Genomic DNA, 16761 nt, shown 5'->3' on the forward strand with positions numbered 1-16761 from the left:
TTTTATTAGCAGTAAAAAGACCTCGTCGATTAAGACGAGGTCTTTTAGGGATTTCAATCTTATGGCTGGCGGGCCAGAAGACTGATTTCCATTTGTGATTTACACATGATGTCATAAATCAACTTTAGCGAGTTCATTTTAATGAAAAGATCCATTGTAGCTGTGACCATTAGTGCGATTTGCGGATGGGCGATTAATACAGCACATGCAGACGCATTAACTGAGTCTGTTGCCTATGCGTTGACACATGCGCATACACAAACAGACTGGGCTGAAGCGGCGCGAGGCTGGAATAACTTAAATACGACGCAACAGGCAACACTTGCGAACTCATTCCAGGCTACGGGTAAATCTTCATATATTGCGGACCTGATCGGAAGCCAGATGAGCACCAGACCGGGCGGCGAGTGGGTGAACCAGCCGACAACGTATTCTGATGAAATCGCCGGTAAATTGCGGGTAATTGATAACCAGCGCCGTACCGAAAACCAGAAAGTAGATCCGGTTGTTGCTGTGCAAGCACAGCGTGATGCGCTGGCGGCTGCGCACCGTGGCATCGCCGACGTTAAGGCCGCGCCTGTCACCACCACTGAACCGCCGGTAGCCCGGTCCGTGCAGGAACAGCGTGATGCGCTGGCGGCTGCGCACCGTGGCATCGCTGACGTTAAGGCCGCGCCTGTTACCACCACTGAACCGCCGGTAGCACGGTCCGTGCAGGAACAGCGCGATGCGCTGGCGGCTGCGCACCGTGGCATCGCTGACGTTAAGGCCGCACCTGTCACCACCACTGAACCGCCGGTAGCCCGGTCTGTGCAGGAACAGCGCGATGCGCTGGCGGCTGCGCACCGTGGCATCGCCGACGTTAAGGCCGCGCCTGTCACCGTCACTGAACCGCCGGTAGCCCGGTCTGTTCAGGAACAGCGCGATGCGCTGGCGGCTGCGCACCGTGGCATCGCCGACGTTAAGGCCGCGCCTGTCACCGTCACTGAACCGCCGGTAGCCCGGTCTGAACAGGAACAGCGTGATGCGCTGGCGGCTGCGCACCGTGGCATCGCTGACGTTAAGGCCGCGCCTGTCACCACCACTGAACCGCCGGTAGCCCGGTCTGTGCAGGAACAGCGCGATGCGCTGGCGGCTGCGCACCGTGGCATCGCTGACGTTAAGGCCGCGCCTGTCACCACCACTGAACAGCCGGTAAAAGATAGCGATGCAACTGCATACCGCACCGCCGTTAATGAACAGATTGCACAGCAGCAGCGCAATGATTCCCAGCAGCAGCGCAATGAATCACAGCAGATCCAGACGGCTGCCAACGACGTAAAAGCAAATGCGGCGGGCATTCAGACTAACGCTGCCGAGGTTCAGGCAAACCGCACCGCCATTCTGGCGGACGGCGAAGCGATCCAATATAACGCGGCTCGCATCGATACCAACGGCGAAGCCATCAGCGCTAACCGTGAAATCATCCAGCACAATAGTGCTCGCATTGATCAGAACAGCGCCCGCCTGGACAATGCAGAGAAGAGCATCAAGCACAACTCTGACCGCATCGCAGAGAACAGCAAAAAGATTAAGCAAATCGGCGATAACGCTGCCGCTATGTCTTCTCTTCACTTCGACGCTAACCACGATAGCTGGGCGCTCTCTACGGGTACAGCGAACGGAGAGGGCGCAGGCTTCGCCGCCGGGGTGCAGAAAGGGGTAACTGAACACACTGCCGTATCTTTCCAGGCGTCTACCGATTCTTTCGGCGGCTGGATGGCTGGAGCAGGTGTGCACGGCGACTTCTGATAAATCTAAACCCGCCTGTGCGGGTTTTATTATCGCGCACTCGTGCACGCATGTGGGAGTGGCCCTATGCGATGGTTTGATATTGCTGCGCTGACTGTCTTGCTGTTCGTTATGTTGGCGCTTTCATGTTTCATAACGATAGCCGCGCTTACGCAGGCTTTTGAAGGGTGGATGTGATGAATACTGATCAAGTAAAAGCGTGGTTGATGGTGCACGCGAATGGTACTGAGCTGGTAACACAGCAAGAAGAGCACGCGAAACAGGTGGCGCAACTGAAGTTCTGGACGGTTTATCCACTGAAACCAGAAGAGGGAAGTAATGCCGCTAACGTGGGGATTGTCTGCACAGGTTAGACACTTTCGCGATGAACTCCGCCGCGAGCGTCACCGCTGACGCGAGTCAGAGAAGCGGTTCGCACAGACCCGCTAGTGGATCCAGATACAGGCGGAAATGAATTATCAGGTTAATTTGTGGCACAGGGACGCGCCGCCTGCTCAAAAGATACCAGAGGTGTCAGATTATTATGAATAAGAAGGGAATGTCGGTTCAAATCGTCATTACAGCGACTGATGCTGAAGGGCACGCGGTTGAAGTCATGAACTGCACACAGCAAGATAACGGCGAAGCGATGAAGGTTCATATGAATGTCGTTGACGAATTTCAGACTATTGCCGTGATGGCAATGGCGGCAGCGGCATCCAGCGTACTACGTAAAGGCGAACCGTGCGATTGTCCGGTTTGTACCGAACGCCGGGCGTTGGCTGTGGCGGCGGGAGTGCCTGAAAAGGTTGCTAAACGCGCAGTCCTTCATTAACGTTCAAAATCACGCCCGGGAGTGAAAGCACTTTGCCGGGAAACCGTTCAGTTTGAGGGTGAGGATAGTTTCAGAATAAACAAACTGGCAATTGGTTTTCCGTTGTTGCGGTTTTTACTGAACCTGCATGTTCTGAAAAGCATATTTCCGCGGCAGTTTTCGGTGGCGCTTATGGCCGGATAAGTTATGCCTGAACTCAACGTTATATGTCAGTCGCTATAATAAAAAATGTAGCCATGCAGAATATAGTCTCAGAATAATCATCTAAAAAAGAAGTTAGTTATGTGTGATTTACAGCGCAAAGCAATAAGTAAAATCGCTGTTCAGCCCAAGGCGGCAGGGTTGTTAACGATTTAACTAATGCAAAGCCGACATGACACTAAAGGCATAATCAGTATGGAAAAGTTATTCGCTGTTGCCGTTATTGCAGCGTTAATGACTGGCTGTATCACACAGACATCCGCTCAGCAACATGCCAGGCATTACGTCTATTACTTTATGGAGGCCGATAATATCAATAGGGCGGTAGATAAAATGAGTTCTGTAAAGGCTTTGCAGCCTGCATTTGAGTATATCTACGATGCAGGGAAATCGGCTCGCAGTGCAGGTTTAACGGCGATAGAGGCTGAAGCCGAAGCTAAACGCATTACACTGCAAATGAACGGTGAAACCAACTTTAGTCATTATAACGGCCAATCCTTCTCGCAGTCTTGGTCTGACCGGGAGCGGAAAGGCTTAAACGCTGATATTCAGGCTACTTTTCTTGATGGGTATGATGGGAAATGATGAAAAAATTACAGGTTATTGGTGTGGTGCTGACGGTGGTCGGTTGTTCTTCTGCTTCTTCGCGCATGGCTGATTGCCAGGCACAAGGCGTCAGCCGCGATATCTGTTATATGGCAGAGCAGAACCGCCATACAGCAATGGTTGGCGCAGCCGAGAAACAGGCGCTTGAGAATGCACAAATCGCTCAGGCGGCCCATAAATCTGCCGCCGGAAAGTGGCGCTATAAAAATGTAGTGGTATCACGTGATAAACTGGGCATCGTCAGCATAGACGGCAAGCCAGCCATCAAAACTGAAGAAAATGCCGGTAACCAGGTGTTTGCGGCCGGTATCAGTAATGTGATTTTTTACAAGAATGGTAAAGTCGCGCTCATGCAAAATGGCCAGTTTGAGGGCTGGATGAAGTGAGGCAGGATGAAGATTTGAAACTTATTCGCCAGCTGCATCAGGAAACCATGCTGGCGATGCAGCGGCAGATCCGTGACGAACGTGAGGTGTTATTCCTGCCTATCGGGATATGGAAAAAAATCTCTGTCTGTGTCGCTTCCGTTGTGTTCGCCTTTATTCTGGTTGAATGCCTGCGCGGCAACGGCATTCACTGGCCAGTAAGTTAATATCTGACAAATATAAAGGGAGTTCCGCTCCCTTTATAAATCGGCAAAGATCGGCGGCATTTTCGCCTGCCGTCTTTTCATACAACCCTTGCTGAATTGAACCGCGTATTTTTAGGGGTTCAGTAAACAAGAACGACAGATTTCGATGGCAGACGATACAGCATCTCTATCAGAAAGATCCGACGACATCTGCAACGTGCAAAGAAAGCCTCACTGTCTGCCGGCAGCAACTGCAGCAGCAGTGGCGTTATTAGCCTGACACTGCTTTCGTCAAAACCCTGGCAGCGTTTCTTTATTACATTTCTAAGTTCGTCAGCTGTTATTTCATAACCATCTATATAATAGATTCTTGCTGCGTTTTGATTCAAACCCCGATGATTGAAATCAAGACTCAGTGGATTGGTAATGAACTCAACGGCGCTCATACTTTCAAACCATGCGATATACCTGACTATTTTCTGCATCTGGCGGATTCAACCTCTTCATGCGGACCGATCACGTCGGATAATGCATAGCGGTGCTAACACGTATTGATTGCAGATAAACCGGGTGGCGGCGTCTCAAGTGCCGTTATCACGTCAGGCCGCCAGCGGCAAACTGGCGGCGTTAAGTGCGGGCGACTGCATCGTACTCCGACAATTTCCTGGCGAATCATCTACCCTTCAGCACCGCTGAGCAGGCTGCGTCGGGGTAACCGGACAGATTATTTTGCTATCTCGTTACTTGAGCTTTTTTGTCCATTCTGAGCAAAAATCCAGATACGCTCGCACCAGGGTTGACGGATGTTTATGGCGGGCATAGACCAGGTGCAGCGGGAGGCTTTGCGTGGCTATCCCGGGTAATAGCTGTATCAGTTCACCGCTTTCCAGCCAGGGCCGGACAGATATATTCAGCAACTTAGCGACACCCATTCCCTGCAGAGCATAATGAAGTAATCCCTGAACGTTATTAGTGGTAAAGAAGGGCGCGTATTTTACTTTTTCCGCTTCCGCGTTCCATTCAAAAACACCGCGATTCAGCGTTTCCCACGCGGCAATCGGTAGCCGGGCCATTTCAGTCAGCGTCTTCGGGGTGCCGTGACGCGTCAGTAATGCCGGGCTGGCTACAAACACCGTTTCCATATTCATGACGGGCTTAGCGATCACCTCATCGGTTTTTAAATCGCCCATTCTCAGCGCCACATCGATACCATCTTCGAATAAATCGACCACCCTTTCACTGGAATGACAAAATACGCTGATATCAGGATAGCGTTGCTGAAATGCGATCAGTAAATCCCACCACAGTGAGAACTCAGGCGGGACCGACAGGCGCAATTTGCCCTGAAGCGTGTGGGCTGAGGTGACAGACTTTTGCGCATCTTCCAGCAGTTCGACGCCCAGACGGGCCTGTTCAAAAAATTGTTGCCCGCGATGGGTGGGTTTTACCCCCTGTCGTGAGCGTTCCAGCAGTTGCACCTTCAGGGCCTGCTCAAGCTCATTAATCTTGCGGCTCAGGGTGGAGATCGGCACGCCCATTCTGTCACTGGCCGCCGAAAAACTGCCGGCATTCACCACGGCGATGAACAATTTCGTAGCGTTAAAATCCACTGTGTTTTCCATATATGGGCATCAGGTTTCTATTTTTGACGATTCCTTTCCATTATGTAAAGCGTAACATTTTGCCTGTGTAATTTTCTGCAGGAGCAAAAAATGAATAATCGCGTCACTAAAATCCTGAATATTCGCTATCCGCTGATACAGGCACCGTTGTACTTCCTGACCAATGCGGAACTGGTCGCTGCCGTTTCAAATGCTGGTGGGCTGGGTACGCTGGGTCCGCACGCCGGTCAGCAAAGCCTGCCGGGCTCACGTTATGTGGCACTGGACCGCATGCGGGAAGAGATCAGAAAAGTGAAAAAGCTGACCAGCAAACCCTTTGCTGCCACCGTGATCAACGGCCCGGCCATGGATTTTTGGCGGCCCACCGCAGAAATGCTGGTTGAAGAAGGCGTGGAAGTGGTGCTACTCAATGAGCTGCTGGACGCTGAAATTTTTGATTTCTTTAAAAGCCACGGCATAAAAATCCTTTATCGCGCCCTGACGCCGACCATCGCTAATTCAAAAGAAGCCGAGCGATTAGGGGCTGACATCATCATCGCCACCGGATTTGATGAAGGAGGCACCGTGCCAACCCGGGTGATTGGCACCTTCAGCATCGTTCCGATGATCGCGGATAGCGTAAAAGTCCCGGTCATCGCCGCCGGCGGTATTGGTGATATCCGTGGCGTGCGTGCTGCCCTGGCGCTGGGAGCGGAAGGGGTTTATGCCGGCAGCCTGTTTTTAACTGCAGACGAGAACCCCGCCGCTGACAAGGTTAAACGGCTGATTGTCGACTCAACGGCGGAGGAGTTACTGCTGTTCCGCACGCTGCCGGCTTATTACCGTACTTTACCCACCGATCTGAGCCCTGCACTGGCAGAACTGGATGCGCAGGGCACCGATCGGGACGCCATGTTCAAAGCGATGAACGGCTATCACTCGCTGTGGCAGGCCATGAGGCTCGGCAATTTTGACCAGGGCATCGTGTCCACCGGGACCGGTATTTCCGTCATCAAATCCATTCGTCCGGCGGCAGATATTGTTTCTGAACTTATGCAGGACTTCAAAGAGTAACAGCGCACCGTTAACGCCATTACTCAACAGACTGACCGCGACGCCTGAAAGAGTCAGGGCAGGGTAAGGTGGCAGAGGGGAAAGCGGGTGATGACTGCAGCAAGCGAAGCGTGTCAGATACCACAGCCAGGACAAGACAAACGAGGCGTGAGCTGAACAATGCTGACCATAGCCACAGCCACAGCCATTCACCCTGAGACCCGGACGACTGGCTCTATATCTGACGCTGCGGATCAATCAGCGCCAGCTGCAGATGATGCTCTATAAAGTCTGCTTTGAATGCGCTATAGCGATGCGCATCGTTGTTATACAGCGATGCTGCCGCGCGCTTTATCCCGGCATATTTTTCGGCGATATCGCTGTTTTTCCTCAGGTAATCACGGAAAGCAAGATGTCTTAATATCTGTGTATCGCCGACTGCAAACGCATGTAGCTGATGGCTGCGCCTGTCACCACCCTTAATGAAGTAGCGTCGCCCTGCAATTCCGTTCTCACCGCGCGCAACGTATCCGGCGCGGGCCATTGCAGAGCGGTATTTATCCAGTGGGTTGATATCGTACACTTCCAGCAGTATATCGATAACGGGTTTTGCTGCGAGGCCAGGCACCGCCGTACTGCCAATATGATGAATATCTTTAACTATCTCACCTAAAAATGTCTTTATTAAGGCACTTTCTGCCTTAAACATTTCCGGCCACTGTTTATCGTACGGGACCACAACAACTGACCGCATAGCTAGCTCCTCTTTGCCCGATGCTATTTACCCTGTCACAGAAATATACCTTCATCCCCGCACCATCCCGCTTCTTAACGAGGTGAAATCAAGCTGTTAGCCGCCTAAGTTTGCCGGGCATATCATTTAACTGTCATTTGTCTCCCTTAAGATGTCAGTTTTCCTTCATGGACGTTAACATTATGAAAATAAAAATCATTGCCTTGATTCTCGGTTGTGCGCTCTCTTTATCAACGTTAGCGGCACAGCCTCAGGCTGAGCACTATATTGTCAGTTTTCCCGAAGGTACGCGCGTAAGCTACAGCGGCGCTTTCGCCAGCGCGTTTCCACAGGGTTTGCCGGTAGGGATCGGCTCCGGCTTGCTGTTTACCGGCAAGCAGGGCGACGCGCTCACCTTCGAAACCGTCACCGATCGCGGACCGAATGCCGACTCGCCTGATGTGGGTAAAAAGGAGGCGAAAATTTTCGTTACGCCAGACTTCGCCCCGCTGCTGATGAAGATTCGGGTGCAGAACGGCAAAGTGGAGGCCACGGATGCCCGGCCGCTGCATGACGAGAAGGGCAATGTGAACGGCTTACCGCTACAGGATGGCGTCATCGGCTCAACCAATGAAGTCGCGCTCAGCGATACCCTGAAAGTGCTGCATGGCGATAACCGGGGTCTGGATACGGAAGGCATTACGCCTGACGGCAAGGGCGGATACTGGCTGAGCGATGAGTATGGCCCGTTCCTGATTAACGTTGATCAGCGCGGTAAGATTCTGGCGATTCACGGGCCGCAGGCCGCGGAAGGAGAGAAATCGATCGCCGGTGGTCTGCCGAATATTCTTAAGTGGCGCCAGCCAAATCGTGGCTTTGAAGGCCTCACCCGCATGCCGGATGGCCGTATTATCGCCGCGGTGCAGAGCACGCTGGATATCGAGGGTAAAAGTAAAAAGCAGGCGCGCTTTACCCGCCTGGTCAGCTTTGATCCGGCGACCGGGAAAACCGCGATGTTTGGTTACCCCATCGACAGCGAGGCTTACGCTAAAAACAGCGACGCGAAAATTGGCGATATCGTGGCGATCGACAATCAGCATATCCTGCTGATTGAACAGGGCAGCAGCAAAGACGACGCAATGCGTAACCTTATTTATAAGGTGGATCTGAGCCGGGCTACCGATCTTGCCGCATTCGATAAGCCTGACGACTACCCGGAGTTTGACGATGAGAACACGCTGGCGCAGCGCGGCATTAAGCTCGCGGCTAAAACGCGGGTGGTCGATTTACGTCAGCTCGGCTGGCAGCAGGAGAAGGCCGAAGGGCTGGCGCTGATTGACAATAAAACCCTGGCGGTGGCTAATGACAATGACTTTGGCGTGAAAACGGTGATGAATAAGCCGGTTGAAGGCAAGAAGCGCAAGGATTATCGGGTGAACGAGCAGGGGACGCTGACGGTCGATGATAAGCCGGTGGCCACCACTATCGGCCTGAAGCCGCTGGAGAAACCCGAGTCAGATAGCGAGTTGTGGATCGTAACGCTGGCGGAACCGCTGAAATAAAGCTTCTCCTCACTCCAGGCTGTCTCCGTTAATCGCATCACGGATTGTAAAAGAGCCGGATTCAGCCTGGCTTTAGCGTCGCCAGATAATACCCGCCGCTTTATCATCAGGTGAGGCAGTACGCCGCTCTGCGTTTAACCGGTCAGACGTCCCTTCACCGTGTTGCCGTTGGGTTTAGCCATGCAACAGCGTGGCATTCAACAGCAGCAGCTCACTTTTTTAACGCTGTTACCCCGGCCGTCTATGTTACAGACAGCGCTGCGGCCGCTAATAAACATGCGGTGGCAGCGCTTGCGCGAGGCGCGAAGGTCGCCTTATCCAGCCGGAATCCGCGTGCCGCAAGATCTTAAAGCGAATGGCTGAAACTAAGGTTTTGCGTCGGTTTCAAGCGCAGCCAGAATGGCGGCTTCCATTTTCTGCGGGGTAGTGATCGGTGCAAAACGCCTGAGCGGTTTGCCGTTACGTCCGATCAGGAACTTGGTGAAGTTCCACTTGATCCGACCCCCCAGCACGCCGGGCAATTGGTCTTTCAGGTACCGAAACAGCGGGTGCGCGGCGGCTCCATTGACGTCTACTTTCTCAAACATCGGAAAGCTCACGCCGTAGTTGATCTGGCAGGTCTGGGTGATTTCGTCGGGCCCGCCGGGTTCCTGCTTTCCAAACTGGTTGCAGGGAAACCCAAGCACCACCAGACCCTGGTCAGCGTATTTCTTATACAGCGCCTCAAGGCCTGCGTATTGCGGCGTGAAGCCACAATGGCTGGCGGTGTTAACCACCAGAACCACCTTGCCAGCATAGTCGGCCATCGGGACAGGCTGGCCACGCAGGCTGGTGGCAGTCAGTTGATGAAAAGGGGTCATGACGGCATCCTCAAAGCAGAATTATTTGACGTCGACAGTGCAACGTCGTGCGATGCTGCACGCGCTGTGAGGCGGGGCGAGCAGCAGATATTATGACGTCAGGCTTTACGGCAAGGTCAATGAAGTCGGCGGTTATGCTGGCTTCAGTCTGGTAACAAGCCTTTTTGGCCCCGCCACTCTGCTCTGTTCGCGTGCTCATACTGTAGGCGATACCTATTGATCGCGCCGAATAACAAGGTGACCGGGACTGACCTGCGGCCCGGAGTTTAACGCACCCTCATCTGACCCGTGTCCATTTTTGCCACCAAACCTGGCATTTTTTCCTCATCCTGCTGCTATGTGTCTGGAACGGAGGTGAGCTGCTCGACGCTGTTTTTTGCTGGCTGCTGAGCAGAGGCAGGCCTGGCGCGTGTGGAAGGGCTAACAGCGACATTCTCAGGCAACGTTGCTCAGTATCTGTTTTGCCTGAATGTAATCGTAAGAGGTCACTTCAATCTTGTTGTCACTAAGATCGCTAAAGTACACCGACATCGAAACATCGTGGTCATTTATGGTGAAAGGGATTTCATTGTGTTTGAGGCGGGGTAATAGGGAGCTAAAAAAGGGGGCTTCCACGCCGAACGCCATGGTATGGCCAGGATGCTGAGATTTTCTCAGGAATAGAGAAAGCGATGCGCCATGATTCCTTATCACCAGCGGTCCACCCTGGTCGTACCAGAAGGTGAGCGCGCTATCGCGTGAAAATCCGAGGATAGCGTTATACCAGTTTTCTGCCTGCGAAATATCCTCAACGTAAACATGTATATGATCAATATTGGCGATCTTCATACTCTGTCTCCCTGCGGTGTATTACCGGCAATACTCGCTGAAGTATGACGAATAAACCATCCGCAACGTGCCTGATAGTCCTCACCCCGCACGTGCGATCAAATTTCACTGTCACTCAGATTGAAACGATGGCGCTATTTCATCTGAAGCAACGCTTTAAACACCGGTCAAAATCCGCCGGACATCAATAATTTTTTAGTGAGAATATCAATCACAGGGTCTTAACGATAGCTATGACAAAGCCGTCCCATCCCTTTTCGCCCACAGTCTGTATGGCGGTGGCTTCAAGGCGCTGATCCTCCGATATCATTTGAATAAACTTGCGGAGCCCTTTTACGTTAGGATCTTCATTATCGGCATCAAGGACTTTACCGCCACGCACCGTGTTATCGCCAACAATAACCGTACCAGGTTTCGACAGTTTGATTGCCCATTCCAGATAATGTGGGTTATTCACTTTATCGGCATCAATAAAAATAAGATCAAAGGGGCCGCTAAGCGTGGGCAAGAGATCCAGTGCAGCACCGGTGAGCAGTTTAACGCGCTCAGTAAGTCCTGCCTTATCTATATTCTGACCGGCAACTTCAGCATGATGCTTATTGAACTCAAGGGTCGTTATGCTTCCGGTTGGGGGTAGAGCTCTTGCCATCCAGATCGTGCTGTATCCTCCAGGCGTACCAATTTCAAGCACCTGTACAGCACGTGTCATCCGGATGAACATTGCCAGCATTTTGCCTTGTAATGCAGATACATCGTGTGTCGGTAGCCCTTTCTCTGCATTGTTGGCGAGCGCATATTTTAAGTCTGAATCTTCAGGGGCAAGCTTATCAGCAAACCAGGCGTCGACTTGTGTCCATCTTTCTGAGTCCTGGGAGGGATAATCAGGGATTCGCTTTAAGCATCCGTTCTCCATTAATTATTTTATAATCAGTTTAGCTGTATATTGTTTCAGTTTTTAATATGTCAGATCGGCTACAGATTTAAAATCTGTAAGGACCGTCACGTTTACCTTGAGCCTGGTTCGCATAGTCCTGACATCAGACAGACCTGTCACAGCCATCAGCATCCAGGCTGTTTGCCGTCCTTTTATATGGGTTTGAGTTCTGACCGGGCGGATTATTCATCAACAACATGGCCGCCGGATCCCGGTCAGGCCCTGCACGTCTGGTTAAAAGGATGCAGTTACTGCACGGCCCCGCAGGTGAGCCGTGCAGCAGACGCTTTATTCAACAGTGACAACGATTTTACCTACCTGACCGTTTGCTTCCATATAACGGTGCGCATCAGCAATTTCATCGAACCTGAATGTTTTATCAATTACCGGTTTAAGTTTGCCGCAACGCAGGCCGTCGGTGACGAAGGTTTTTGCGCGCGCCATTTTTTCCGGATCGGTGGTGATTTCGAACAGCTCATAGCCACGCAGGGTGAGGTGTTTACCAAGAAGTTCGAACACCGGTACCTGCATGTCACGGCTATCGAGCGCGCCATACTGGAAGAACACTCCCTGGGGTGCCATGACCCGCATCAGCTTTGCCACGTCCGGGCCGCCTACAGGATCAAAGACAATATGGGCACCCTGATCATTGGTCAGGCGATTGATTTCAGCGACCATATCCTGTTCTGCCGTGGCGATAACGGCGGCTGCCCCGGCTTTAATCAGCATCTCACGCTTCTCGCTGGTGCGGGTCAGGGCCACAGGGTTTGCGCCCAGCATATTCGCTATCTGAATGGCTGCCAGCCCAACGCTACTTGAGGCTGCGCGGATGATGACATTCTGCCCGGCCTGCAAATTACCGTACTCAACCAGCGCACCGTAAGCGGTTACGTACATCATCCAGCTCGCGGCGGCCTGTTCAAAGGAGAGATTTTCTGGCTGTTTCACCACCGCATGTACAGGTGCGTTAACCCGTTCGCCATACATGCCGTATTCACTGAACATGAACGACGGGATCACGCTGACTGCATCCCCGCAGGTAAAACCGTCGACGTTTTCACCGACTGCCTCAACCACGCCAGCCGCTTCATAACCCAGACGCGCCGGGAACTCGGGTTCGATCACATACTGACCCGTGCGGTACATAATTTCCGCCCGGTTAACACCTATTGCCTTTACGCGAATCTGAACTTCTCCTGCAGCCGGTGGCGGCACCTGTAGATCAACAATTTCCAGAACCTCGGGACCACCGGTGCGGTTAAAGGTAACAACTTTAGACATTTCAGACCTCGTCAGTTAGCGGGATAGCTTACGGATAGCGCAGAGCGCACACCCGATTTATTTGCGAATAGTCTACGTGGTTGTCATCGCTGTAAAAATAGTGGTTGAGGAACGACAGTGTTATTAATCCGGTAACAATCATCGGTCTCAGTAAACCTGTCTGGCTAAAACCTCACCGGAGCAATATCATCACCTGAAACCCGCACAGGCCTGTCGTGTCGTCCGCTCTATCCTGCCGTTTCACTTGCTCCGTTAGCTGAAAATAAATCAGGCAGGAAAGTTGTCGTTGCCCGGCCGCGATGAATGCGGGTCGGGAACTTTAACAGCAATACCAAAGCCTGTAATAAGCCAGATTATCCATCGACGGACAGGCTTTGTTTCTGCTCCTCCTGCCATAGTGTTTTCCACGCGTTTGATTCAGGACTGAATATACCGGTAAATCCTGGATTAGATTTATACACATACTCCAGAAATGCTGGCTGCCTGAACCCCGCTTTGGTCACGATACTATTACGGTGGTGATAGAGGGTTTTTATCGCGCAACCCAGCTGTCTGGACAGGTCCGGCAGACTGACACCGGCGATAAAAAAGGGCAGCAGCCGACGCTCCGTCAGCGTCAGGCTGACCGGTCTGACACGATCTGCTCTTATCCGGGATACCGACTGTTCGGCGATTTCTCTGATCATCGGCGCAAGCAAGCTAATATCCTCTGTCTGTGACAGGATCCTGTCACCCCGGCTGGTTGCCGGGAAAACCCGCCCGGTATGTTGCTGAGTCAGCCAGACCACAGAGATATCCTCCCGACAGGCCCGGAGGGTATTGAACGTCAGCCATTCGCCCCGGAAAAATATCAGGCTGTCCACGGCAACGATGATGTTGCGGGCTTTCTTCACCTGCCGTGGTATAGGTTGGCTGGCATAGTCCATCCTTAGACAGGTCATCTCTGGCAACAGGTCAGTCAGGCCCGCAAATAACCAGTTATTTTCGGTCATCACAATAAGAAGAGGTTTATCCATCATATTAATCTCCCTGATTTACACGTATTCAAAACAGCCTGATATTTTCATGCGACATAGCGATACAACAACAGGATTCTGCCGGTAAATGTTCTATTTACAGACTGAATTCTTCGGCTCTTCGCTATTGCATAATCGGCTGTAAAATTAAACCTGCACCGGCAGGCGGTTTTATAATAAATATGGCGTCGATAGGTTTGTCTTTATCAGTAAAAGGCAAGCCCAAAAGAATAAACAACCTTCGGGCCTGTTCAGAATTCCAGCCTGTTAAACAAACATGCTGAAAGACGACATCTGAGGGTATTAATGTGCTTTCATGAATTCGATGATTGTCTGCAAACCATTATTATCATTTTTATGATATTGCAGGGACAAAATCGATCCCCAGAACATTAACCGGTATGGCGTGATCTCTTCGGGCAGTTCCTCAAGGGTTTTGACATTGAAAAATACCTGGAATCGCTGATCGAGTGTCTGTCCCACCGACTCCCGCAGATCTTTATCCGCAAACGTCGCCTGCCATATTTCCATGATCAGAACCAGCGGATTGTGCACCGGCTGTTGCTGCATAAACTGGATTAACTCCAGGATCCGTGTCTTACAGTCTGAGGTGCTACTGGCCGGTATCTGCTGTAAAAGCAGGGGGAGGAGTTCATTTAAGAGATCATATCGGCCGGTGGGAAAATGATAACGCAGGGCACCACGAGTGACGCCGGCCAGTTCGCAAATTTTATTCTCACTGAAAGCGACATAACCTTCCTCAGCAAGGATATCTCGTGCCGCAGCTATCAGTTTCTTTTTGGTCTCATCCGCATTACGGCGGATCATCTCCATCTTCATCAGCATCACACTCCGGATACATTCATTTTGTTGTCATACGGCCAGGCAGGCACAGAGCAGCAGAGGCTGACCAGTTCACGGCTCCTGAGCAGAAGGGGACTGTTCAGGACCGCGTCACTTTCCACCTCACTCTGCTGCATATCAGCCATTAGCGGATCTACCGGTGTGGCAATAGCCGGTGCAGAGCCCGGTTCACTTTGCAATCCCTCGGCATAGCGCGTCATCCCGGCTGACAGGCTCTGCAGCAGACGACGGGCAAGCGTAACCGCCTCATGCTGTTCAGGATCCCCGGCAGAATGCGCATACTCGGTTTCCAGCCTGGAAATTGCAACGTGGATCTCACGCAGTTTACCCAGCAAAGTCTGACAGGTTAGCGTCAGCTCTTCATTATTGTTGCTGCGCCAGTTAGGTTCGAGCGCCACCTGGGCCAGTAGTTTTTGTGCGGCATCCAGTTTAAACCAGCCTTCCGCCTGGCTGTTGGTTTTCCCTTCCACCAGGCTCATTCTTGCCGCCATAGATTGAAACAAGCCCGCCAGGGCATGACGCAGTGTTCTTCCCTCCGTTTCCGGCCAGATCAGGCTGTGTATCAGGGTCGAAACCGTAATGCCCAGTAAGATACCTACCAGCCGGTCGCGAATTTCTGACAGGTCCGGGTGGGGAGAAAAGCTTGCGAACATGGCCAGCGAAAACGCGAACAAAATCTGAACCCCGGCATAGCTGGTTCGCTCGGAGCCGGCCGTCACCCAGCCGCTGAGGGCGATCGCCGGTATCACCATCAGCAACAGTCCGGTTATTGAGTCGATGTGAGGCAGGATAAAGATTGTGCAGAATAACGCTAGCAGACTGCCGACCAGGCAGCCACCGATCCGCAGCAGGCTTTTATGAACTGAGGCGCCAAGGCCGGGTACGGCAACAATGATACAGGTGAGCATCGAGGTATGAATGCCAGGCCACTGGACGCTGGTATAAAAGATATAACAGAGGGCAACTGCGAGTAATGTCTTGATGCCGTATTTAATATAGTCATATGAAAGCGCTGCTTTCGGCCGGGCAGTCGCGGGAAGCGTGTCGCCTGATTGCTGAGGTTCGCTGCGTTGTGCGTCCAGCAGGGAGACGCTGCGTAGCGCACTGTACATTTCCTGAAGACAGGCTGGCAGGGCGTCAATTTGCGACCGATCCGCCGGCTCAGGAAGATAGCGCCGGTTGTCCCGCAAACACTGAAGAAAGGAACGGCACTCGACGGCCAGTTTGCGGCAGTGATTGGAGGCCGTGTCGGTTAAGCCGCCGTGCAGACTGGCCAGCTGACGTGAGGCAGAATAAAGCCGTTCAGCGGTGGCGATTTCGGCGAGGTGCTTTTCCTTATTGGCGCGAAACGGCTGCGACCGCATGATGGAGAACCTGAGACAGCTGTGTAACGTCAGCACACTGGTCTGGATCTCTTCCAGCGTGACTGGCGTCGTCGGCTTGCCTGCAGCTGCTGTTTCCAGCGCCCGGCGAGTCGCCGTCAGGATCCTGTCCAGCTCCTGCTGCAACTGTCTGACCGGCTCCACCGGCAGCAGCAGCGTATTAACGATATGCGCCACCACAGTGGCATAACAGCCGGCCACCCACGACCACAGACAGTTACGCAGCAACATTTCGCCATCTGAACTGAGATCGACAAAGCTTTGTGCGTAGGTGATGGTGATAGCGACGGCAAAATAGAGAAAGCCCCATTTTCTGGAAGATCGCATCTGATACAGCAGAATAAGCAACGCAACAGAGACGCTCAACAGACGGAGCATCGGCACATCAATGGTGAATTTCAGGATAAGGATCGCCGCCGCGACTGCCGCGGTATTCACCAGCAGGAACAGCGGAAATATCATCAGGGTTAATACAATGTTTTTCTGGGTGGCAAAAAAAACCACCAACAGAGAATAGGCAAGCTGCGGGACGCCCAGCGTCAGCGAAGTGATGATGACGATGACGGAAGAAAGCAGATACCGCAGCATGGCATTATAACGCCCGGGGAATCCCCTTAACTCCTGCTGCAAAAAACGAAGCAGAGCACTGGTTTTTCCGCCGGTG

Annotated in this window: 18 protein-coding genes; 8 read left to right on the plus strand and 10 right to left on the minus strand. The window is 52.3% G+C overall.

The features are described 5' to 3' along the window. Positions 1-384: 384 nt before the first annotated feature. The 6 genes from AC6I8D_RS21060 (at position 385) to AC6I8D_RS21085 (ending at position 4004) form a co-directional block, all read left to right on the plus strand. Positions 385-1791 carry a hypothetical protein gene (locus tag AC6I8D_RS21060; RefSeq protein ID WP_497820854.1) on the plus strand — a complete coding sequence of 469 codons (1407 nt, stop codon included), beginning with the start codon at positions 385-387 and terminating at the stop codon, positions 1789-1791. Between the two features lie 176 nt (positions 1792-1967). Further along, a complete protein-coding gene (locus AC6I8D_RS21065) occupies positions 1968-2144 on the plus strand; it encodes a hypothetical protein (RefSeq protein WP_312053829.1) in 177 nt (58 codons plus the stop codon). A 170-nt stretch (positions 2145-2314) separates the two neighbouring features. After that, the gene (locus AC6I8D_RS21070; protein ID WP_312053831.1) at positions 2315-2605 is read left to right on the plus strand and encodes a hypothetical protein; all 291 of its coding nucleotides are present in this window, start codon (positions 2315-2317) and stop codon (positions 2603-2605) included. 396 nt (positions 2606-3001) lie between these two features. Beyond that, entirely contained in the window at positions 3002-3391 is a 390-nt protein-coding gene (locus AC6I8D_RS21075) for an Exc2 family lipoprotein (RefSeq protein ID WP_312053832.1), read from the plus strand. Between the two features lie 23 nt (positions 3392-3414). After that, entirely contained in the window at positions 3415-3798 is a 384-nt protein-coding gene (locus AC6I8D_RS21080) for a hypothetical protein (RefSeq protein WP_312053834.1), read from the plus strand. 14 nt (positions 3799-3812) lie between these two features. Beyond that, positions 3813-4004 (plus strand): hypothetical protein, encoded by a 192-nt coding sequence (locus AC6I8D_RS21085; protein WP_312053835.1) that lies wholly within the window; start codon positions 3813-3815, stop codon positions 4002-4004. Between the two features lie 119 nt (positions 4005-4123). Here the strand turns inward: AC6I8D_RS21085 and AC6I8D_RS21090 are convergent, their stop codons facing one another. Both AC6I8D_RS21090 and AC6I8D_RS21095 read right to left on the minus strand, forming a co-directional pair. Next, positions 4124-4429 (minus strand): hypothetical protein, encoded by a 306-nt coding sequence (locus AC6I8D_RS21090; protein ID WP_497820855.1) that lies wholly within the window; start codon positions 4427-4429, stop codon positions 4124-4126. 294 nt (positions 4430-4723) lie between these two features. Then, a complete protein-coding gene (locus tag AC6I8D_RS21095; protein ID WP_312053836.1) occupies positions 4724-5593 on the minus strand; it encodes a LysR family transcriptional regulator in 870 nt (289 codons plus the stop codon). Between the two features lie 102 nt (positions 5594-5695). Between AC6I8D_RS21095 and AC6I8D_RS21100 the strand changes: the two genes are divergently transcribed. Next, a complete protein-coding gene (locus AC6I8D_RS21100) occupies positions 5696-6658 on the plus strand; it encodes an NAD(P)H-dependent flavin oxidoreductase (protein WP_312757886.1) in 963 nt (320 codons plus the stop codon). 214 nt (positions 6659-6872) lie between these two features. On the opposite strand, the gene AC6I8D_RS21105 is transcribed toward AC6I8D_RS21100, so the two are convergent. Continuing rightward, positions 6873-7391, minus strand: coding sequence for a GrpB family protein (locus AC6I8D_RS21105; protein WP_497820856.1), 519 nt, complete (start codon positions 7389-7391; stop codon positions 6873-6875). Positions 7392-7573: 182 nt separating this feature from the next. On the opposite strand from AC6I8D_RS21105, the gene AC6I8D_RS21110 reads away from it, so the two are divergent. Next, a complete protein-coding gene (locus tag AC6I8D_RS21110) occupies positions 7574-8932 on the plus strand; it encodes an esterase-like activity of phytase family protein (RefSeq protein WP_497820857.1) in 1359 nt (452 codons plus the stop codon). Between the two features lie 365 nt (positions 8933-9297). Here AC6I8D_RS21110 and AC6I8D_RS21115 read toward each other — a convergent pair whose 3' ends face one another. From AC6I8D_RS21115 to AC6I8D_RS21145, 7 genes are all read right to left on the minus strand, one after another. Then, positions 9298-9792, minus strand: coding sequence for a glutathione peroxidase (locus AC6I8D_RS21115; RefSeq protein WP_312053843.1), 495 nt, complete (start codon positions 9790-9792; stop codon positions 9298-9300). 435 nt (positions 9793-10227) lie between these two features. Further along, positions 10228-10620: a VOC family protein gene (locus AC6I8D_RS21120; protein WP_497820858.1), complete on the minus strand. Its 393-nt coding sequence runs from the start codon at positions 10618-10620 to the stop codon at positions 10228-10230. Positions 10621-10831: 211 nt separating this feature from the next. Next, on the minus strand, positions 10832-11533 hold the full coding sequence (locus AC6I8D_RS21125; protein WP_497820859.1) for an O-methyltransferase: 702 nt from the start codon (positions 11531-11533) through the stop codon (positions 10832-10834). A 309-nt stretch (positions 11534-11842) separates the two neighbouring features. After that, the gene (locus AC6I8D_RS21130; RefSeq protein ID WP_312053845.1) at positions 11843-12835 is read right to left on the minus strand and encodes a zinc-dependent alcohol dehydrogenase family protein; all 993 of its coding nucleotides are present in this window, start codon (positions 12833-12835) and stop codon (positions 11843-11845) included. A gap of 353 nt (positions 12836-13188) precedes the next feature. Further along, a complete protein-coding gene (locus tag AC6I8D_RS21135) occupies positions 13189-13854 on the minus strand; it encodes a helix-turn-helix transcriptional regulator (protein WP_497820860.1) in 666 nt (221 codons plus the stop codon). A gap of 300 nt (positions 13855-14154) precedes the next feature. Next, positions 14155-14697 (minus strand): TetR/AcrR family transcriptional regulator, encoded by a 543-nt coding sequence (locus AC6I8D_RS21140; protein ID WP_497820861.1) that lies wholly within the window; start codon positions 14695-14697, stop codon positions 14155-14157. After that, on the minus strand, positions 14697-16685 hold the full coding sequence (locus AC6I8D_RS21145; RefSeq protein ID WP_497820862.1) for an FUSC family protein: 1989 nt from the start codon (positions 16683-16685) through the stop codon (positions 14697-14699). Before AC6I8D_RS21145 ends, AC6I8D_RS21140 begins: the two co-directional genes overlap by 1 nt. Between the last annotated feature and the right edge of the window lie 76 nt (positions 16686-16761).

The sequence above is a fragment of the Pantoea sp. X-Soil-MYKO-1785 genome, from assembly GCF_059730675.1.